Source organism: Methylobacterium oryzae (assembly GCF_021398735.1).
Lineage (GTDB): Bacteria > Pseudomonadota > Alphaproteobacteria > Rhizobiales > Beijerinckiaceae > Methylobacterium.
In genome coordinates this window covers 230,712-250,194 of record NZ_CP090349.1, presented here as the reverse complement: position 1 = coordinate 250,194, position 19,483 = coordinate 230,712, and the positions used below count along the sequence as shown (strand labels likewise).

Annotated in this window: 24 protein-coding genes and 1 other annotated feature; of the genes, 7 read left to right on the top strand and 17 right to left on the bottom strand. The window is 64.1% G+C overall.

The features are described 5' to 3' along the window. Positions 1-299: 299 nt before the first annotated feature. Positions 300-1,553: a cation:proton antiporter gene (locus LXM90_RS01220; RefSeq protein WP_234081566.1), complete on the bottom strand. Its 1,254-nt coding sequence runs from the start codon at positions 1,551-1,553 to the stop codon at positions 300-302. Positions 1,554-1,636: 83 nt separating this feature from the next. Between LXM90_RS01220 and LXM90_RS01215 the strand changes: the two genes are divergently transcribed. Next, a complete protein-coding gene (locus tag LXM90_RS01215) occupies positions 1,637-2,926 on the top strand; it encodes a DUF2254 domain-containing protein (RefSeq protein ID WP_234081564.1) in 1,290 nt (429 codons plus the stop codon). On the opposite strand, the gene LXM90_RS01210 is transcribed toward LXM90_RS01215, so the two are convergent. From LXM90_RS01210 to LXM90_RS01170, 10 genes are all read right to left on the bottom strand, one after another. Further along, on the bottom strand, positions 2,923-3,693 hold the full coding sequence (locus LXM90_RS01210) for a potassium channel family protein (protein WP_234081563.1): 771 nt from the start codon (positions 3,691-3,693) through the stop codon (positions 2,923-2,925). The two genes, LXM90_RS01215 and LXM90_RS01210, sit on opposite strands and share 4 nt — an antisense overlap. A gap of 28 nt (positions 3,694-3,721) precedes the next feature. Beyond that, positions 3,722-3,898, bottom strand: coding sequence for a hypothetical protein (locus LXM90_RS01205; RefSeq protein ID WP_234081562.1), 177 nt, complete (start codon positions 3,896-3,898; stop codon positions 3,722-3,724). 69 nt (positions 3,899-3,967) lie between these two features. Next, on the bottom strand, positions 3,968-5,173 hold the full coding sequence (gene nhaA, locus LXM90_RS01200; RefSeq protein WP_419149846.1) for a Na+/H+ antiporter NhaA: 1,206 nt from the start codon (positions 5,171-5,173) through the stop codon (positions 3,968-3,970). 303 nt (positions 5,174-5,476) lie between these two features. Further along, complete coding sequence (locus LXM90_RS01195) at positions 5,477-6,004, bottom strand: AAA family ATPase (RefSeq protein WP_234081561.1); 528 nt, start codon at positions 6,002-6,004, stop codon at positions 5,477-5,479. Between the two features lie 372 nt (positions 6,005-6,376). After that, positions 6,377-6,556: a hypothetical protein gene (locus tag LXM90_RS31980; protein ID WP_326491893.1), complete on the bottom strand. Its 180-nt coding sequence runs from the start codon at positions 6,554-6,556 to the stop codon at positions 6,377-6,379. Continuing rightward, the gene (locus LXM90_RS01190; RefSeq protein WP_234081559.1) at positions 6,492-7,280 is read right to left on the bottom strand and encodes a hypothetical protein; all 789 of its coding nucleotides are present in this window, start codon (positions 7,278-7,280) and stop codon (positions 6,492-6,494) included. The genes LXM90_RS31980 and LXM90_RS01190 overlap by 65 nt, the downstream gene beginning before the upstream one ends. Before the next feature lie 12 nt (positions 7,281-7,292). After that, positions 7,293-7,559 carry a hypothetical protein gene (locus tag LXM90_RS01185; RefSeq protein WP_234081558.1) on the bottom strand — a complete coding sequence of 89 codons (267 nt, stop codon included), beginning with the start codon at positions 7,557-7,559 and terminating at the stop codon, positions 7,293-7,295. Positions 7,560-7,580: 21 nt separating this feature from the next. Continuing rightward, positions 7,581-7,898, bottom strand: a complete 318-nt coding sequence (locus tag LXM90_RS01180) for a hypothetical protein (RefSeq protein ID WP_234081557.1) — start codon at positions 7,896-7,898, stop codon at positions 7,581-7,583. Positions 7,899-7,906: 8 nt separating this feature from the next. Next, entirely contained in the window at positions 7,907-8,959 is a 1,053-nt protein-coding gene (locus LXM90_RS01175) for a site-specific integrase (protein WP_234083097.1), read from the bottom strand. A gap of 471 nt (positions 8,960-9,430) precedes the next feature. Further along, a complete protein-coding gene (locus LXM90_RS01170; RefSeq protein WP_234081556.1) occupies positions 9,431-9,682 on the bottom strand; it encodes a hypothetical protein in 252 nt (83 codons plus the stop codon). Between the two features lie 447 nt (positions 9,683-10,129). Here LXM90_RS01170 and LXM90_RS01165 point away from each other — a divergent pair, with 447 nt between their 5' ends. Beyond that, positions 10,130-11,641 carry a serine protease gene (locus LXM90_RS01165; RefSeq protein WP_234081555.1) on the top strand — a complete coding sequence of 504 codons (1,512 nt, stop codon included), beginning with the start codon at positions 10,130-10,132 and terminating at the stop codon, positions 11,639-11,641. Between the two features lie 166 nt (positions 11,642-11,807). On the opposite strand, the gene LXM90_RS01160 is transcribed toward LXM90_RS01165, so the two are convergent. Together LXM90_RS01160 and LXM90_RS01155 are read right to left on the bottom strand one after the other, a co-directional pair. Continuing rightward, positions 11,808-12,011: a hypothetical protein gene (locus LXM90_RS01160; protein WP_205833915.1), complete on the bottom strand. Its 204-nt coding sequence runs from the start codon at positions 12,009-12,011 to the stop codon at positions 11,808-11,810. 157 nt (positions 12,012-12,168) lie between these two features. After that, complete coding sequence (locus LXM90_RS01155; RefSeq protein ID WP_205833916.1) at positions 12,169-12,453, bottom strand: cupin domain-containing protein; 285 nt, start codon at positions 12,451-12,453, stop codon at positions 12,169-12,171. A 2,522-nt stretch (positions 12,454-14,975) separates the two neighbouring features. Here LXM90_RS01155 and LXM90_RS01150 point away from each other — a divergent pair. After that, complete coding sequence (locus LXM90_RS01150) at positions 14,976-15,236, top strand: hypothetical protein (protein ID WP_205833917.1); 261 nt, start codon at positions 14,976-14,978, stop codon at positions 15,234-15,236. A gap of 137 nt (positions 15,237-15,373) precedes the next feature. On the opposite strand, the gene LXM90_RS01145 is transcribed toward LXM90_RS01150, so the two are convergent. The 3 genes from LXM90_RS01145 to LXM90_RS01135 form a co-directional block, all read right to left on the bottom strand. After that, positions 15,374-15,532 (bottom strand): hypothetical protein, encoded by a 159-nt coding sequence (locus tag LXM90_RS01145; protein ID WP_234081553.1) that lies wholly within the window; start codon positions 15,530-15,532, stop codon positions 15,374-15,376. A 113-nt stretch (positions 15,533-15,645) separates the two neighbouring features. Continuing rightward, positions 15,646-16,874, bottom strand: a protein-coding gene (locus LXM90_RS01140; protein WP_091713013.1) for an IS3 family transposase whose coding sequence is annotated in 2 segments (ribosomal slippage) — positions 15,646-16,586 and positions 16,586-16,874 — 1,230 coding nt in all. Because the reading frame shifts where the segments join, the coding sequence is not laid out codon by codon here. Further along, positions 16,477-16,593, bottom strand: a sequence feature (AL1L pseudoknot). It overlaps the preceding gene by 117 nt. Before the next feature lie 168 nt (positions 16,875-17,042). Further along, on the bottom strand, positions 17,043-17,273 hold the full coding sequence (locus LXM90_RS01135; RefSeq protein ID WP_205833919.1) for a hypothetical protein: 231 nt from the start codon (positions 17,271-17,273) through the stop codon (positions 17,043-17,045). A 195-nt stretch (positions 17,274-17,468) separates the two neighbouring features. On the opposite strand from LXM90_RS01135, the gene LXM90_RS01130 reads away from it, so the two are divergent. Beyond that, positions 17,469-17,813 carry a response regulator gene (locus tag LXM90_RS01130; protein WP_234081552.1) on the top strand — a complete coding sequence of 115 codons (345 nt, stop codon included), beginning with the start codon at positions 17,469-17,471 and terminating at the stop codon, positions 17,811-17,813. Positions 17,814-17,883: 70 nt separating this feature from the next. Here the strand turns inward: LXM90_RS01130 and LXM90_RS01125 are convergent, their stop codons facing one another. Next, positions 17,884-18,105, bottom strand: coding sequence for a hypothetical protein (locus LXM90_RS01125; protein ID WP_205833921.1), 222 nt, complete (start codon positions 18,103-18,105; stop codon positions 17,884-17,886). A gap of 275 nt (positions 18,106-18,380) precedes the next feature. Between LXM90_RS01125 and LXM90_RS01120 the strand changes: the two genes are divergently transcribed. The 3 genes from LXM90_RS01120 to LXM90_RS01110 all read left to right on the top strand — a co-directional run bounded on the left by LXM90_RS01120 (position 18,381) and on the right by LXM90_RS01110 (position 19,483). Then, entirely contained in the window at positions 18,381-18,560 is a 180-nt protein-coding gene (locus tag LXM90_RS01120) for a hypothetical protein (RefSeq protein WP_205834007.1), read from the top strand. Positions 18,561-18,571: 11 nt separating this feature from the next. Then, entirely contained in the window at positions 18,572-18,757 is a 186-nt protein-coding gene (locus tag LXM90_RS01115; RefSeq protein WP_419149845.1) for a hypothetical protein, read from the top strand. Positions 18,758-19,114: 357 nt separating this feature from the next. After that, positions 19,115-19,483 carry a heme utilization protein gene (locus LXM90_RS01110; RefSeq protein ID WP_205833923.1) on the top strand — a complete coding sequence of 123 codons (369 nt, stop codon included), beginning with the start codon at positions 19,115-19,117 and terminating at the stop codon, positions 19,481-19,483.

Here is a 19,483-nt window from a genome sequence, read left to right as displayed (position 1 = left end):
AGCGAGATAGATCCTGATTGGCCGACATCGTCAACCGTGATCTTTGCGCTATATCACGAGGAGACGCCGGAAATTTGTCTCCTGATTGCACCGATCTCCCAACTAGCGTCTAGGTGACCGTCAGAGCGAAGGCATGAGGCGGATGCAGAATGACCGGATAGGGTGGATTACTGCCGGTCCGCTTTCCGGCGGGCGACCCATCCGAGCGGACGTATCGATGCGCTCGCCTACGTCCCTCCACGGGCCCATTGATGGTCCGTCTCCTGGCTCGTATCCACCGGGAGGCGTCCGACGACCGTCTAGTTCGCTCGAAGGGTACGTCGCGCCACGAGGCCGAGGGTTGAGCCCTGTACGACGATGGTGAACAGCACCACCGCATAGGTCGCCGCCAGGATGGCCGGCTTGGCATCGCTTTCCGGGATCGAGAGTGCCAGCGCCACCGAGATGCCGCCGCGCACCCCCGCCCAGGTCAGGAACGGCACGTTGCCGAGCGAGAGGTTGCCGCCCCAGCGGAACAGCAGGACCGGTGTCGAGACCGCGACGAGGCGGGCGAACAGCACGATGGGGGCGGCGCAGGCGGCCAGGGCCAGGCCGGCCACCTGGAAGCGCAGGACGAGTACCTCCAGGCCGATCAGGAGGAACAGGACCGAGTTCAGCACTTCGTCGATCAGGGTCCACAGGGCGGAGACGTACCTCTGGGTTGTGTCGCTCATCGCGTAGCGCGGCGCGCGCTCGCCGATCAGCAGCCCGGCGGCCACCACCGCGAGCGGCCCGCTCGCCCCGAGCTTCTGCGCGATGGCGTAGGTGCCGGTCACGAGGGCCAGGGTGATCAAGACCTCCACGGGGAAGTCGTCGATGGCCTTCATCGCGCGGTAGGCGACGTAGCCGGTGACGACGCCGAGCAGCACGCCGCCCCCGGCCTCGTGCACGAGCAGCGTCGCCACCCCGCCCGCGCTGGTCGCCTCGCCGCCCTTGCCGGACGCGAAGGCGACGAGCACCGTGAACAGCACGATGCCGATGCCGTCGTTGAACAGCGCCTCGCCCTGCATCTCGATTTCGAGGGCTTCCGGCACCTCCACGTTCTTCAGGGTGGCCAGCACCGCGACGGGGTCGGTCGGGCTGATCAGCGCGCCGAACACCAACGCCCAGGCCAGCGGTACCGGGGTTCCGAGCGCCTGTCCCGCCGCCCAGAACGCCCCGCCGACCAAGGCGGTCGAGATCACGGTCCCGAGCAACGCGAGCGTCGCCACCGCCATGGCCCGCTCACGGAGCGCCCGGAGGTCGAGGTTCATCGCCCCGGCGAACAGCAGGAAGGCCAGCATGCCGTTCATGACAACGCCGGTGAAGTCGACCTGGTCGAGGACGCGGGTGAGGTCCTGGTAGAGGTGCTGAGCCGGGAAGGCGACGTCGACGAGCACAAGCGCGAGCGAGGCGAGGAGCCCCATCACGAGCAAGCCGATGCTGTGCGGCATGCGCAGGAAGCGGCGGTTCAGCCAGCCGAACAGCGCCGACAGCGTCAGCAGCATCGCCGCGAGGTCGAAGATCGAGATCAAGGGCCGTCCTTCCCGCCAGCGGTCATCCGGAACGCCCCATCGTGCCGGTCGTTGCCGGGCTCGGAAGGGATCGGTCCGCAACGATGAGCGCGCGCGTCAAAGCCTGGCTGGAAATCCTCGGCGACATGTTCTGGCTCCGGCCGGCCCTCGTCGTCCTCGGCTGCATCCTGTTGGCTCAGTTCGGGGTCTGGCTGGAGACGGCCCACGTCGCCGGCTTCGACCCCTCCTCGCCGGACACGAACTGGGGTTATTCCGGCGGGGCCGAGGGCGCGCGGGCGCTGCTCAGCGCCATCGCCTCCTCGAACATCGGGGTCGCCGGCACGACCTTCTCCATCACCATCGCCGCCCTGACCCTGGCCTCCGGGCAGATGGGTCCCCGTCTCCTGCGCAACTTCATCCGAGACGGCCGCAACCAGACGGTGCTCGGCATCTTCCTCGGCACCTTCGCCTACGCGCTCATGGTCCTGCGCACGGTGCGGACGGTGGAGGAGGACCCGTTCGTCCCGCACATCGCGATCACCGGCGCCCTCGTCCTGGCGCTGGTCGCGGTCGGCACGCTGGTCTGGTTCGTCCACCACATCGCCACGAGCATCAACATCGAGACCGTGGTCGACGCCGTCCAGCAGGATCTCTGCAGGGCCATCGCGACCCATACCCGTGACGAGCCGGGTGCCGCCCGTCCCGGCGACGCGCCAACGGGAAGGGCCGTGGCCGCGACCGGCGGCGGCTACATCCAGGCCCTCGACGAGGACGCCTTAGCAGACTGGGCCCAGGAGCGCGGGGTCACGGTCATCCTGCGGGTGCGGCCCGGCGACTATGTGCCGAGCGGCTTTCCCGTCGCGTTCCTGTCCGCGCCAGTCGATGGGGCCGAGGCCGCCGTCCTCGACGCGGTGACGCTGGGCCGCCGCCCCGCCGCGCTCCAGGATGCGGAATACTCGGTCCGGCAGTTGGTCGAGATCGCGGTCCGGGCGCTCTCACCCGGCATCAACGACCCGTTCACCGCCGGGAGCGTCGTCGACCACCTCGGCGACGCCCTGTGCCGGATCGCGCCGAGGCACCTGCCGACCGGCGTGGTGTTGCGCGACGGCCAAGCCGTTCTCGTCCATCCGGTCACGGACTACGACGGGCTGTGCGATGCCATGTTCCACATGATCCGGCAGAACGCGGCCGGCTCGGTGCACGTGCTCGGCCGGATGCTCGACGTGCTCGCCCGCGTCGCCGAGGTCGAGAGGCGGCCCGACCGGGCGGCGGAACTCTCTCGCCATGCCGGCCTCGTTATCGCCGCGGCCCGCCGCGACGTGGCGGACCCGTCCGACCTCGCCGACCTGGAGGACCGCTACCGGCGCTTCCGCGACATTGCCTCCGACGGCTAGTAGGCTCCCTCGTCGGGGATGTTCAGGATGTTGCCACAGGCCTTGCAGTGCACGGCATCCGGCTCGTGCCGCTGCAGACCGCAGGCGGTGCAGGGAAAGCGCACCTTGTAGGGTCGGAGCACCACCTGCGCGAGGCGGAAGAACAGCGTCACACCGCAGATCATCACGAACACCGACAGCAGCCGACCTGTCGGGCCCGGCAGGGTGATGTCGCCGTAGCCCGTCGTCGTCAGCGAGGTGACCGTAAAGTACAGCGCGTCGACCGGCGTCTGGATAGCCGGGTTGTGGTCGTGCTGGGTGGCGTAGACGATGCCGGTCATCGTGAAAACGAAGACCACGAGGTTGGTCGCGGCCAGGATCGCGTCCTCGTTGCGGCGGAACAGGCCGCTGTCCTGCCGCAGCCGCTCCAGCAGGTGGTAGGTGCGCAGCATGCGCAGCGTCCGCAGGATGCGCAGGAAGCCGACGCCCTCGACCAGCAATGGGGCGAGGAACGACGCCACCGCCACGAGGTCCGCCCAGGTGCTGAGGTGACGGAACTCGCGCAGCGGCGCGCGGCTGACGAGCAGGCGGCCGGCGAAGTCGAGGAGCACGCACAGGCCCACCGCTACGTCGCAGGCGACGATCCATGGGCTCAGCGGCAGGAACGAAGTGACGACCACGAAGGCGATGGTCGCCACGTCGAACACGAGCAGGGCGTAGCGGAAGCGGTGCGCGCGTCCGGTGTCCTCCTCATAGAGTTCGCGCAGCGTCGCGGTGAACGTCGTCATCGGTCGTCGGATCGGCAGGGAGTGAACCTCAGGAGTTCGATGTCATGCCGTAACCGGCCATGGCGCCCTCGGCATCCCCCGATAGCCACGACAGCAGCATCAGCATCCCCATCCCGAGGAGCAGGACCCCAGTGAGGGCGAGGATGAGGTCGGAGAGACGGCCCTCGATGGCGCCGGGACGACGCCGCGGGAACTGACGAGGCATGATGCTTCACTTGGTTCTGGGAGGTCGATCGAGGCGGCCGCGCATGGTCGGGGCGCGGCCGGTCCCGGCTCAGCGGTGGGACGGGCGGGCCGGGGCGAACCGCAGCACCAGCGCTCCGGCGGCCATGCAGGCCAGCGAGCCGATCAGCACGCCGACTTTGGTCTCGGCCTCAAGCTCAGGCGCGTTTGCGAAGGCGAGCAGACCGATGAACAGGCTCATGGTGAAGCCGACGCCGCACAGGAGCGAAACGCCGTAGACCTGCCACCAGCCGGCATGGGCCGGGCGCTGCGCCAGCCCGAGCTTCACAGCGGCGAGGACGAGGCCGAACACGCCGATCTGCTTGCCCACGAACAGGCCGAGCGCCACCCCCAGCGTCACGGGGTCGAGGAGCATGTGCGGCGTGATCCCCGCCAGCGACACGCCGGCGTTGGCGAAGCCGAAGATCGGCAGGATGAGGTAGGCAGACCAGGGATGGACCGCGTGTTCCAGGATGTGCAGGGGCGAAGTCGGATCGTCCGGCTTACCCACGCTGAGGCGCAGGGGCACCGTCAGGGCCAGCAACACGCCGGCGATGGTCGCGTGAATGCCCGATGCGAGGACGAACACCCACAGCACGACGCCGAGCAGCAGGTAGGGCCACAGGCGCGCCACGCCGGCCTTGTTGAGCCCGTAGAGCACGGCGAGCGTCGCGGCAGCCCCGCCCAGCATCGGGAGCGACAGGTCGGCGGTGTAGAACAGGGCGATGATCAGCACGGCGCCGAGGTCGTCGATGATGGCGAGCGCCGTCAGGAAGATCTTGAGGGAGACTGGCACCCGGGATCCGAGCAGCGCCAGGACGCCGAGCGCGAAGGCGATGTCTGTGGCGGCCGGTATGGCCCAGCCCCGCAGCGTGTCAGGCGAGTGCCAGTTCACCGCGGCGTAGACGATTGCCGGCGCGGCCATGCCGCCGAGCGCAGCCAGCCCCGGCAGGATCCGGTCGGGCCACGTGCGCAGGCGCCCGTCGAGCACCTCGCGCTTGATCTCCAGCCCGACGAGCAGGAAGAACACCGCCATCAGGGCGTCGTTCACCCAGTGCAGGACCGAGAGCGGGCCGAGATAGGCCTTGAGCGCGGCGAAGTAGGTGTCCGACAGAGGCGAGTTGGCCACCGCCAGCGCCAGCGCGGCACTGGCCATCAGGACGAGGCCGCCGCCAGCCTCGCTGACTAGGATGTCGCGAAGCGCCGACACGGGGCGGCGACGCCGCGGAACGGCGTAGGAATGGGACGGCACGAGCACGGGTCTCCGGCGCTGGCGGCCCGACCAGCGCTCGACCTGCCGGCCCGACTAGACGGACCGCGCACCCTGCCGGGCCTATTGCATTGAAAGCGATTGGGTTCAACCCGTGCCTATGTGTCTCGCCGGCAGCGAAGGAGCTCAGAGGCACCCTCCCAACGAGCGCATCCCAGAAGAAACAAAGGTCGAAAGTCGCCTTCCAGCGGTTGTGGGCTTCGTCTGCTTTGGGGATCCCGGCTGCAGGCGTTGAATGACCATGCCGGGTCGGCAGTGGCCCGTCCGCATCGGGAGAAGGTGGACCGCCGCTCAGGAGGTTGGGGGCACCCCTCCGGATAATCCGTTGATCGCGGCCTCGATCGCGGCGACCGCCTCGTCCCGCGTGAGAAGAGCCGTATCCACTACTAGCCTGGGCGATGTCCACGGCACGTAGTCGCGTCCCATGACTGACGACCAAGAGGGAAGCTCGAACCCGGCTATGTCCGCGGTTCTGGTCTCGACGCGGCGTCGATGCTCCACCACATTGCTACAGATGACCTCGATCTCGAGGAGGTGCGCGGCCTCTCCGCGCGCCACGTCCTGCCACCCCTGCCGGCTCGCTGGGACTGGATTGACGCTGTCAGTGATCACGAGACTGCCGAGCCTGAGGTTCGATGCGGCAACGGCGAAGGCTACCATGTAACCTGCCGCACCGATCTCGGGGCCGAGCTTCGCATGGTGAGTCAGCGCATGCTCGATCTCGTCCACGCGGACGTAGGCAGCCGAACGTCTGACGGCGAGGGCCTTCCCCAGGGTCGTCTTGCCTGTGCCGGGTAGTCCGCCGAGGACGACGAGCATGCGGGCCTCCAGGGCTCTGCTACGTCCGCTTATAGTGTCAGCCGGGTTGATCGTGAACGTCTGCGTCGGGTCGAGACGAGACGCTCACGGCGGGACCAAGCGTCGGAATTGCACCACTAAGGCTGCCCGGGCCAACTGCCCCGGCCTACCAAACCTATCGTGCTGCCTTTGATTTCCATTGGTTGGTGCACAGCCCGCTTGTCCATTTTGGACGCTCAGCATGCTAACGGATGAACGGGGCTAAGCCGCTCATTGATAATCGCTTTGCGGACTCTGTGGCCCTCTCGCGCGGCCAATCCGCTTAGCTCATTTTAGCTCATCGTCGAGCCTCGCGCGCGCGTGCGTGCGTATTGCTCCCGAAACGGCCGATCGTCATACTGTGAGCAGCTTCGATACCTCGCGCCATTCGGCAATGATCGCTCGAACCTGACGCCGCTCGGCCTGCGCTTCCTGAGTTCGCATCCCGTGCCGGTACCGGCCGTTCTGACTACCCTTCGGAGCGCCGCTTCCCTTGGCGCCGCCGTGCATTCGGCACCGGGCCTTCCCGCTCACCGCTGGCGACAGGCAGAACGTCCCGCGCCGGGTCGTGGCACAGCACCGGGCTGACAGGCGCAACTGCGAGGGCTCGCGGGTCGGTAGGTGCATGGGCTTGATGTCCATTTTCGAGGTGACCCCTCCCCCCTTGGGTGACGTTGCCGACGATCGCCTGACCGCCTTCGTAGACGTGGACGTGCTCGACTCGCACGGTCTGTTCGCCCTTGCGCCGGAGCTTGGACAGGGCGTCAATCTGCGTCGTGTAGGTGCGCAGCAGCTTGGTCGCGAGGGCGCCGTACCGCTCTAGCTGGTCGGTCGTGCTCGCCAGCTTGGCCTTCGTCAGCATCTCCATCGCCACCGCGTGGGTGCCGACCATCTGCACCGCGAGCATAGCCTCGATCTCGTTCTCAGGCGCGATCCCGCTGACGGCTCCGATGCCCGCGTTCAGTGACGTATCATCGGGTCGAGCCTCGCCGCGGCTTCGCATTACGGCCGCCACCTGCCCGACGCTGTTCTGCGCGAACTCGGCCGAGGCCGTGCCGAACGTGTCGAGCAGATGCAGCACATGCCCGGCCCGGTCACTGTGCTTGCCCGAGATGCTGAGCTTGTTGGTCCCCTCGGGCTGATCGGCGAAGGCCAAGGGCTCGGATCGCGCATCGTAGCGCTTCATGGCCCTGTCCATGGCGTCCTTCTGGCGGCCGTCGGGCTTCGGGCGTTGCGGTTGCTCTTCGTCGTCGCTCATAGGGCGCTCCGGTCAGATCAGATGCTCAAGGTTCTTTCGGAGCAGCGGTAGCTCGTGCTGCAATCCGTGCCGTCGGGCGATGTCGTGGGTCAGGCGCTCCCGGTGCCATTTCGGGAGACAACCCTTCTGCCTGACCGGCTGCGAGTAGATCCCACGCTCGACCTTGGCTTTGAACGCCTCGACGCTCGGCTCGTCACAGAAAGCAGCGGCCATGTCGGCCCGCATCTCCATCGGCCACGCGCCGTAGGGAATGGACTGCCTGGGGCTGCTCTTCGACATCGGCTCGATTTCAATCGGCGTTCAAGCCTTGGGAGGAGCGAGATCGATGTGAGGTCTCTTGTCTTCCCCCACGATCTGTACCTTCAGCTTGGTCGCTTCGAACTTGATTAGGTTGACGTGAAGGGTCACCCAATCGAACGGCTTGAAGCTGAAAGTGTCCGTCGTCTCGTGCTCTTCGTTCCAGAGTGTGGTCTCAGCCCCAGATGGGTGATCGATATAGACCGTGGTCTTGTCCGCCCACTTATCTGGAAGAGCGTGATCGAAGGTGACCACAATGCCGTCTTCGAGGTGCTGGCTGTCCGTCTTTCCCCGGAATGATGGGTCGAGCTTACCGTCCATGTTGCCTCTCAGAGAAACCCCGAACCGCTATGACTCTTGAACGCGTTGGCGCGGCGGATGTAGCCAACGACCGTTCGGGGATCCCGATGGCCGGACTGATCCATGATCCGCGCGAGATCGGCGCCGTGCTCGGCCGCGGTCGTGATGTAGCCAGCCCTCAGGCTATGCGCGCCGAAAGTCGACGCATCGAGGCCGGCGGTGGCCGTGTACTTCTTGATGATGTCGGCCACGGCCTGGGTCGTTAGCCGGGGTGGATTTGCGGTCCCCGGATCGGGGGAGCGCAACGGCTTCGCATCGGATTGATGCAAAGGGTGGGGGAATTCCTCACCCTCTGCGGGGTGCTGGACCTGCACCCCATCCCCAAAGGGGTGGGTGCTCAACACCCCCTCGTTGCCCCCCTGCGCAGATTTGCGCACCCTCCCCGACCGAGACACTGGCCGGAACACCGGGCCCGACGTGATCCCAGCCGCGTCCAGCCATTCGCGCACCAGGGCGACGGGGCGGATGAAGCGCCCGTGCGGGATGGCCTTCTCGAACCCGCTACCCTCCTGGTCCGTCTTGCCTCGGCGGACCAGGACGCGCAGGCCTTCTGGATCGTCGCGCAGGTCCTCGACGTCGAGCGCCACCAGCTCGGATCGGCGGAAGGCTCCTGCGAAGCCGAGAGCGAGCAAGGCCCGATCGCGCTTGCCCGTTAGCGTGTCCGGCGTCCGCATCAGGAGTGCGGCCAGGATCTCAGCCGTCGCGGCAGCCTTCTGTGTCGGCGCGACGCCCACCTTGCGTCTGGCGCCCTTCATGGCGGCCCGCACGCCTTCATCATCTGTCGGGTCGGCTGCTCTCGCCAGCTTGTGCGCGTACCGGATTGCAGCGAGCCGCCGGCCGAGCGTCGAGGCGGCACGACCATTCTCGGCTTCCGAGACGATGAAGGCAGCTACGGCCTCAGGGCTCGCCGGCAGGGACTGGAAGCCGAACTGGGCGCACCAGTCCTGAAACACTCGGGCATCCGACGTGTAGGCGCGTACGGTCGCATCGGCCTTACTGGCACGTTGATAGGCGCGGACTATCGCAGCGGCTTCGGTCGGTAGGTTGTTTCCGGGGACCGCAAGAGCCTCAACCGAAGGATTTTCCCCCGATCTGGGGAGAACCTCGGCCAAGGGTTTCGCGGCCTCTCCGTAAAACTTTGCAGGCTGTTGGTCAGATCTCGGCATCGCAGCCTCGGCCGGCGCCAAGGGCGTTCGCAATCATGTCGCCGAGTACGCTATCCGCCCAATCGTTCGGGAGCCGCATGTAGTGGCTGGGCCGACGGATCATGCCGCAGGAGAACCGGCCCGCCTCCCATTCGAGGGCGAGGCACGGCCCCTCCTCTGGATGATCGGGGATGAACTCACGGGCTATGCCGCAAGGCTCCATAGTGCAGCACAGCCCGCAGCCGTTGCACGGGCTACCGTGAGCGGGCTTGGTTGGCAGCCGAGCGCCGGTCGTACCGTCAATGAGGGCGATGGTAGGCGAGCGGTCGAGCGAGCCACTACTCATGGCTAGCTTTCCGGCCCAGCGTGGGCGTCGGCTTCCGTGCGGCCGATCTGGACGGCCAATTCGTCCCGCCAGCCGAAAGGCAGTCCAAGCCCTCGCATCCTTGCTCGCGCCTCGACGGCATTGAGCACGCGTTGCCAGTGCTCGGGCGAGAGCTGCCACGGCGCGCAGGTCAGGCCGAGATTGCGGGCGGCGCTCGACGCGGCATCGCGAAGTGGCGCGAACGCGTCAGCGGGCGAAGATAGCTGAGGCTTCATTTCATTCCGCCCCTTTCATGCCGCTCGACCATAACTTTCGAGAATGACGCTTATCGCAAGTTACAGGGGCATAGAGTCACGCGCAATTGGACGTCTCGTCATTCTGGGGCCACGTATGCGCGTCGACGCTTGGGCCGCGGCGCGATTGGGCAAGTCCAGCATTCCAGGGCGCAGAGATTGATGTTTTTGCAGCGAACGCGCCCGCTGCTGGGCCGGATCACTGAGCCCAACGAGTGCTTCTGATCCTCTCGACAAATTAATGCGATCCATCTGCGCCGACAGCCTACTCAGCCATGCTGCGCCCTATCAGATAGCGGGCTGTTTCGCTGTCGGGGGTAACCAAGCAATCAGCCTCCGCAACCTGAGCTATTGCAACTTAAGATTTTGTGGCAAGAATGTGGCTCTTGGCTGAGCGGCAAAGGTGAAGAGATGCGGTGCGGATCGGCCTTGCTGGCCTTGGCTCTGTCAGTCTCTCCGGCCGTCGCTGCGCCGAAGCCGCCTGCCTACTACCCCGCCGAGGACTTCTTCAATTCGCGCTACGACCTGCGAGAGCGAGTTATCGCTCAGACCATGCTGATAGGGGCAGGCTATCAGAACGCCGTGCCGACTGAGCGCTTCACCCTGCATACCTTCAACGCGACCCGCGACTTTCAGATCGCGAACGGTCTCACGCCATCGGGCAGCTTGGATCGGGTGACCTCGGATAGGTTGCTGGCTGCAGCGCGGCCCATGTTCAACATGTGGGAGTTCCGCCAGATCGGCCATCCGACACGCGGGCGCCCGATCTGGATCCCGCAGGGTATGGGTCTGCGACCCTATCAAAATAAAAATGGTCTCTCCTACCGAGACTCACAAGGTCGTTTCCGCGTTCTCTATAACTATTTCGCCGACATCACCGCCGATTTTGTTTATGCAGACACGCTGAACAAGATGAAAATGGACGGTACGTTCGTCCATTATTCCGTACTAAAGGACGGCTGGTTTGTCATCTCGGCGACGACGGCTTCAGGTGAGGATAAATATCTGCGCTATCATCAGGATGGGTCAGGTATCCTCGGCTTCGTGGCGTTCTGGAACAACGCCAACGGCGTCGTGAACGGCGAGCGCATTGCCGTGCTGATGTCGGCGTCGCTTGGCTCGGTGATGAACGGGAGGCCCTTCGTAGAGCCGCCTGGCTTCCTGGAGGAGGCGCCGGCGAGCGCCGCTGCGGCTCCAGCCGTCGTACCGGTGAGCCGGCCGGATCCTGCGGCGATCCCACCAACTCCAAAGCCGCTCGCGCCCGCACCGAGCCTCATCGCACCGCCGCCGGTCGCGCAGGCCAAGCCGGAGGATAAGATCTCGACAGGCAGCGGCTTCTTCGTCGACGGGCAGGGGCGGTTCATCACGAACAACCACGTCATCGACACCTGCAAGGAGGTCGTTGTGAAGACGCCGGACGGTCAGATCCGGAAGGCGAGTGTGAAGGCCACCGATGCCGCCAACGACATGGCCTTGGTTCAGGTCATCGGCGCAGATGGGCACAAATTCGCTCCCGTGCGGCTCGGCGCTCGGCTCGGTGAAGGCATCGCTACCTTCGGTTATCCGCACCTCGACATGCTCGCCAACACGGGCAACTTCACGCTCGGCAATGTCACTGCGCTGGCGGGAGTGAACGACGACTCGCGCTTTTACCAGATCTCCGCGCCCGTTCAGTCCGGCAACTCCGGTGGCCCTGTGCTCGACAACTTCGGCAACGTCGCAGGCGTCGTTCAGTCGAAGTTGAACGTCCTCAAGGTCGCGATTGCGTCCGGCGATTTCCCGCAAAATATCAACTTCGCCATCAAGGGAGCGATCCTAGCCTCGTTCCTTGAGAGCAACGGGGTGACGATCACTCCTGGCTCGATAAACGGACAGAAGCTCGACCCGGCAGATCTCGCGGACGCCGCGAAGGCTGTCAGCGGTCTCGTGGCTTGTCAGTGAGAGCCCAGGTATCCGACTCCATTTGTCATCTCTTCGGCGACGTGGTTCAGAACCACGGTCGGCAGATGGCAAAAGCGGAATGGGCCTCAGCCGCTGGCAACCTGTTCAAGGTCGTGGTGCTCAGTCGGGGGCGGACGATGGCTCCGGCTGAGCGGGGGCTGAACGCCTACATCCCCCTTACCGAGTTGACGAGGCCAGGCTCCTCCGCCTCGGGAACGGTGTCGGCCGCCTGATCGTCACTCGCGGCGTCTGCGACGTGCGACTGCTCAGACGGGCCTCCGTCTTCGATAAGTCGTGTCTTGCTGGCGTTCTCGCGGACAGTGACCTCTTCCATAGAAGGGGGTTTGGCACCGTTCTGTTCATCAGCCATCGAGACCTCCCAGAGCCGTCAGGATCTTAAAGCAGGATAGGCCTTGGCCCGGCGCTGTCGAGACGGCAGCCCTCTTCCGCGACATCGTGCAAAGCCACGGGCGCCAGATGGCGAAGGCGGAGTGAACCTGATGGGCGTCGATCTACTAGGGGCGCGCCTATGTTGGCGCTGGGGCCGGTGACGACAGGGGTTTCCCCTTCTGCACTGTGAACGTGACGAACAGCTTGGTTGCCTCGGATCCGTTCTGCAGCATGTGCGGAGTCTCAGCCGCGGTTACCCAGGAAGAGCCGGGCTTGAGCATCTGCGCCTCCTTACCCTTCGCGCGTAGCTCGCCGCCGCCGCCCACCGTGTAGCCCGCCTCAGTGCCGGGATGAGTATGCCAACCAAGGACGAAGTTCGGCTCAAGATCGACCACTACCTGTAGGGTTTCGTAGCCATCCATCGGACCATCGACCCGAGAAGTAATCGCTCGCTTTATGCCGCTCGGTGCCTGTGCTGACACGTCGTCAGCCATCAAGCCGATGGCGGCGCAAATCGCGCATCCAGTGAATATGCGCCTGCTTAACATGCGTGTCCTCCTATAGAACGAGCGCAGAGTTTTAGAGCATAATAAATACAAGCAAATACCAAGTTTTACCGCATATCCGGCCTAATTATCTCTCTTATGGACGCATATTGCTCAGATCGAGCACAAGTAGGTTGGCATGACAACGGTAATCGCAATCATCTTTCGCGGCAATATACTGTTTTAACCGCTCGACGTGTCACGACCTCGACCGCCGGGAACCTCTTTCGCGACGTGGTTCAGAGCCATGGGCGACAGATGGCGAAGGCGGACGGTCCCTAACATCAACCAGCGCAGTGGTGTTCAGAGATGTGGAAGTCTGACTACCGGACCATTATGCTTGGATAGTGCTTCGACGGCTCGGCGCAAGTAGCTTCGCGTCCGAATTCCGACTCTTGCTTGTCGTACATCCTCATCCCAGAAGTGAGGATATGCTGCATCTTGCGCTCGTTCATTCGAATTGCGCATTCTTCAGCTTGCGGCACGGTCAGGCGATCGTTCTTAGTCAAGCCACACTGGAATTGCGCTCGGGTGAGGTATCCCTGGAGCTTAATAACTCCTTCGCATTCATCAGCCTCCGCACTACCGGCAGCGACAATGAGAGCGAGGATGGCGAGAGCTGTGCGCATCCGCAAGCGGTTTGATCCCGAGGACATCGCCCGGTTTCGAGAGCAGCAGAAACGGATAGAATGCCCGCCTGAGTTTACTCGGGGACGTAGGCGTGTCCCGGAAGTTCCCGCTCAGGAGATCATCGATTTCAAGGCGTTGCTGGTGAAGCTGCGTGCGGCGAGGCGGTCAGCGCGCCATTCGGATCGCAACGTCGGTCGCTAATCCATGTCGTCGTCTCGCTCATCCCGGCGAGAGCCGCGGGCTACGACGACCAAGGTATTGTCAGCCAAGGGCCGCTGAAGTGGCTGACCCCGGCGAGGGCGCCGGGGCATTGTTGGCAGAATTAGCCGCCGTGGGTCGCGTACGCTCGTCGCTTATCGTGCCCGCGTCTATCGGCGCCAGAAAGCTACACCCAAAAAGCGAGCGCAGGGGCCACAAAGGATGATGTACCGAGTAAGGTCACAACGGAGAAGATGATCATTCGCTTCATTCTCGCAAATACCGTGAAGTCTCGAAGACAAAGCCGTCCATGTCCGGCAAAATCCGTGTACGGCATCAACTGTTTTATGGAAGTGCTGAAAGACACAGATGACGGGAGATGCACCAGCAGGGGGCGCAATCTCGTTTGAACGACCGCCATTGATCGAAGTGCAGGCCGAAGCTCCGTCGCCTTGAGGCGATCGGATTTCCGCCCCCATGTGCTGGTGGCGCTCTGATCCGAGGCGGCGGCGCTACTGCTCCTGAAAACAGGCAGGAGGGCTGAAGCCCTATCAGCTTCCCGGCATAGCTATTCTACTTGATCCATCAGGTTTTAGGTCTGGGAACTTCGCATGGGCTGGTTCACCGACGCGACCATTCGATATCTCGTGCCGCATTTGGTTTTGAGCGGGATCAAGATCAGGCAGTCGTTGCGCCACACGCCTGATCGACGAGTGTGAATTTTGCCGAGGGTGTCTTTACACACTTAATCCTCGGACCAGGCGCGATATCCAATCATCAGGCCGCCGCCAAATGCACCGGCCTAGACAAAAGCATAATTGGTTCGAATTTGACCAATTAACTGAGCAAGGATGAAATCGACATGAAACTCACGGCCTTCGCTGTCGCGGTCAGCGTTGTAGCTCTCAGCGCGGTTCCCTCTTCCGCTCGAGTTCTGCCGATATCGTTCGAAGTCAATTACCCGACGTTTAGTGTCGAGAGGGATCTGATCCGGAGGCAGAATGAGTTTAGGCCTGCAAAGGCCGACGACTACCAGAAGCACCCTCTTTGGTCAGTTCGTTTTTGTGAGCCAGACTGCATGGATCGCCTATAGTAACTCGCTCCATGCGTATCTTTCGTTGTTGATCCTAGCCATGACGATATATATAGCGGTTAGCGATACTGTCATCTATTCAGCGCGTGGATGAGTATTTATTATGAGATCAATTTTTTTGGCATTTGCGATTGCGGTAATGTCAATCAATGCCGCGAATGCGAAGCTGTCCGAGGCATCGAATGGTGTTTATAATGATAAGGAATGCCGAAGAGATATTAAATTTGCGTACTGGGTGAAAAATAATCCAAAGCCTGAGCAAGGCCAGTTTTGTAGCCGTCATGAGATCCGCGCTGCCTGAGCTGGCATGTGTTGAAGACGATGACGAAGCTTTCGAAGCGAGGTAGACCTACGACTCTTCTCAGCCCGGATGCCTAGATGGCCAGCCTCAGTTGCCGGATCGTGTGAGCATCCTCTACGCATCCATCCCAGGATGAGACCGAGCGAGCGGCCTGCTCGCCTGCACGGAGCGACCAGGATGGACGACGAGGACTGCGACTTCGAGAGTTCGCCCCTATCAGGTGTCTTCACGCGCGATGGGCATGAGGTAGAGGTCGAGATCTACCGCCTTGCCGGCACGGAGGATCGCTGGCGGATGGAGGTAATCCACTTCTCCGGCTGTACGCGGTGGCAGGACACATTCGCTACGGATGCGGATGCACACGCAGCCTTCCTCGTGACCGTCGAGGCCACTGGCATCGGCCCCTTCGTCGGCGATCGGCCTAAGGCGATGAACTAACGGCTGTCGCTCTTCCGTCCCCCAACAGCTCCGCTACGGCATCAGCCCCGCGAGCCCACAGGCCGCAAGGATCGTCACCAGCATCGTGAAGCCCACCAGCGAGCCCGTGCTGCCGATCTGCGCGAGAAGTCGGTAGCTCACCGGCCTGCGCCATTCTTGGCGTACTCCCAGATCGGAATGCCCCAGACCTGGCCGACCTTGTTCCGGTAGCCGGTCAGCCGCTCGAACAGGATCCGCTGCGCCTCGACACTGCGGGCAGGCTCGCTCACCACCATCAGGACCCCGCAGTAGTCCACGCGGAGGGTGCCGTGCTCCGGATGCACCGCGAACAGCTCAGGCGCCGTCCAGCCTAGCCGGTGCGCCTTGGGACTGAATCGCCCCGGGTTTTCCGGAGGCCGTTTGGTTTGGCTCAGGCGGCCAAGGCTTGGACCTCGGCCTGGGCATAATAGCGTGCCTCCGCCTCGGCGGGAGGGATGTGGCCGATTGGTTCGAGCAGCCGACGGTGGTTGAACCAGTCCACCCATTCCAGCGTGGCGTACTCGACCGCCTCAAAGGACCGCCACGGCCCGCGTCGATGGATGACCTCCGCCTTGAACAGGCCGATCACCGTCTCGGCGAGAGCGTTATCGTACGAGTCGCCAACACTGCCGACGGAGGGTTCGACGCCCGCCTCGGCCAAGCGCTCGGTGTAGCGGATGCTCACATATTGCGATCCGCGATCCGAGTGACAGACGAGGCCGCTGCCGGCGAAGGGGCGGCGCTCGTGCAGGGCCTGCTCCAAGGCATCGAGCACGAAGTCGGCCCGGGCCGAGCGCGACACACGCCAGCCCACGATCCGGCGGGCGAAGACGTCGATCACGAAGGCCGCATAGACGAAGCCGCCCCAGGTGGCGATGTAGGTAAAATCCGCCACCCATAGCCGGTTCGGGCATTCGGCCCTGAACTGTCGATTGACCCGGTCGAGCGGGCAGGCCGCCGCCGGATCGGGAACGGTGGTGCGAACCCTCCGCCCCCGGACGACGCCAGCCAAGCCCATCGTTCGCATCAGCCGGACCACCGTGCAGCGCGCCACAATGATCCCTTCGCGGGCGAGCTGCCGCCAGACCTTGCGCACGCCGTAGACCCGGAAGTTTGCCTCGTACACGCGCCGGATCTCGACCATGAGTGCCGCGTCCCGCTTGGCTCGAGCCGACAGCCTCCCGGGATCGGCTCGTCGCGCGGCATGGGCGTGGTACGTCGACGGGGCGATCGGCAGAACCTTGCAGATCGGCTCGACCCCGTAGAGCGCACGATGATCGTCGATGAAGGCGATCATGACCGGAACCGGCGGTCGAGCTCCGCCTGGGCAAAATACGCGCTCGCCTTCCTGAGGATCTCGTTGGCCTGCCGGAGCTCGCGGTTCTCCCGCTCCAGCGCCTTGATCCGCTCGCGCTCATCCGTCGTCGGTCCGGCCCGCACGCCCCGGTCGCGCTCGGCCTGACGGACCCACTTGCGCAGCGTTTCGCCAGAGCAACCGATTTTGGCCGCGATCGACTGGATCGCGGCCCATTGCGAACCGTGCTCGCTCTCATGCTCCCGGGCCAGCCGGACTGCCCGCTCGCGAACCTCAGGGGAAAAGGGTGGGGTATGCTTCGTCATGGCTCCAGTCTCTCAAGAGTTGGAGCCTCCGAAAATCCCGGGGCGATTCAGCGGCGGCGTCGGGGAGCATGGTGGGTGCGAAACTGGAAGCCATCCCACGGGCTACGGCAAGCGTGGCCGTCAGACCATGTGGCCAGAAGCGGGGTTGCCCAGCATGGATGGGACGGATCAGGCGCGTTCCTTGCCCTCGAACCGCTCCGCTTCCTGACGCGCTACGCTGAGGACCCGGCGGCGCCCCTGTGTGTCCGGTATCGAGGACCAAAGGCGCACGAGGGTCAGCAGGTCTCCTGCCTCGCCCTCTGCTGGCGCTTGGAGGAACGCCTCTACCGGGACGTTGAGCTCTCGGGCGAGCTGTTTCAGCGTCGCAATGGTGCGAGCGGAGCGATCGGGAATGGCCATGCTTGATAACGCATGGCCCTTCGCAGCATTCCAAGCCGCATACAAAATTCAGAAGGGGCGTCAGTGTCGGCCTATGTCCGGGCTCACGACGCTGACGCTGTTCCCAGCGACAGCCTCAAATAAATCTGCGGTTAAGCTGCAACGCGCGTCGAATGGGCGCATTCCCGATCTATGTCAGGATCGCGCCCCCTCGCCGTGCTTGCCGACGATGACGAATTCACCCGTCTCGTCACGGCTGACATTTTGTCTGTGATGGGTTTTGAGGTGCTCGAAGCAGAGCATGCTCAAGGCGCACTCCACCACATGGAGGCGCATGCGGATGTGGCCCTTCTCTACACCGACGTGAACATGCCCGGTGCGATGGACGGCTGTGATCTTGCCCATGCTGCTGGCAAGCGATGGCCGGAGACGAAGATAATCGTCTGCTCAGGGTGCACTCGGGAGGAAGCGGCGCTTTTGCCTGACGCCGCCCATTTCATTGCGAAGCCGTGTGGAGAAAGACTGGTGCGTAGGGCGCTGCAGGCTCTGCGATTACATTGAGACCAGGCATCATAGACAGGCACACAGCACCCGTCTGACGCCGCTATAGCCACCCTTCGAGCGCAGTCCGTCACGGCTGCTTATCCGCGACATATCGATTAACGAAGGCGCCGCTCAGAACAGCGAGCATGCCTTGCACTTCAAGGACCCGGATGCGTTGGCCTCGTGCGGCCGTCAGCAGGTCGTGTCGCGCAATAGGATCGTCCGAATGCGAAGCACACTGGACCACCTCATCCGCCAGTTGGTCGAGTGACGTTGCGCAGATGGACAAGGCGACAATCAGCTCGGTCACGGCATCAGGTGTCGGGACCGGAAGCCCCTCTCCCTCACGATCACCATCCGCTCTGGAAAAAACGCGCCGATCCACGTGCGACCCTTCGATGCCTCGCCGGACCGCATCATGATCCATATCGATTGCGTGCAACCTAGATCAATGGCGCGCGATTTTGGCGGCAGCCCACGCGATCGTGAGGATCGTGTGCACCGCCGCTTACTCTCGTGCGGCAAGCCGCCTCGGAACGGGCGGCAGCAACGGCGCTTAACCATACGCCGAAGCTTGAGGGTCCGATGATGAAGGTGTTCCAGATCCGTCAGGCCGCGACGGGCGCAATCCTCTGGACCGGCTCGGCGTCCGATCCGATCTCCGCTCTCGACGCTATGGCCCACGAGGCCGGGTACTACGACCACAGCGACATCCCCGATCACCTGCGGGCCGGCGGCCTGTCCGCAGAAGAAGTCCGGGTCTAACGGCGTAGAGCATGCCGGTGGCTGAGCCGCCTACCTGCGAGGTGAAGATCGACGGGTTCTGGCAAGCCGTCAGCTTGAACAAAGCCGCGGTCGCCCACTCTGCCGCGCTGAAGCGCTGCCTCGCCTGTTACGGCCGGGTGATGATCCTGGGCACCTACACCGGCACGCCGTCGCCGCATCCGCAGGCGCTCACCTGAGGTGAGTAGGGCCCGTCCCCTGACATGACGATAGAAGCCCGCCCTGGTGTTCCAGGTGCGGGCTTGATGCGACTGCGACGACGAGGCCGCACCGCAAGACCGTACATCCGGGTCTCGGTGCTGCTCTGCCGACGCTCAGCCCCCCAGCCGGTCGCTGATAGCTACCTCGGCCGTTATGGTTAACAGAAGATTGCCGAAGGTCGAATTGCTCGTGGAAGGGGCGCTCTCCGAAGAGCCGCCGAAGCACCTTGGCTTTCAGCCGCAGAGGGGTCTGCGCAGCCGCTGAAACTATCGAGCCGACACATCCGTTCTGCGGTGGCGCAGCCGTCTCCGGCGGCGCGATCTCCGGAGCAGTCTGTGGCACGTACCCTTACCTTGATCCTCGCGGCTGGCCTGACGGCAGGCGCGTTCCTTCCAGCGGGTGCCGCGACGAAGAAGGTGCAGGTACCGAACCAGTTCGACGGCTCCTGGACCATCGTGGCCACCACTGCCGAGGGACCCTGCTCGGCCAGCACGAGCTACAAGGTACAGATCAAGGACAGCGACGCCTCGATCCCCGGAGAGGAGGTCGACATCGATGGCGGTGTCTCGGCTGGTGGGACTGTGCAGGCCACGATCACCCAGGGCTCGAACAAGGTGCCGATCGACGGCAGTCTGACCGCGAAGGGCAGCGGCAGCGGCACTTGGCGCACGTCTGGTGGCTTGGTCGAGTGTAGCGGCAGCTAG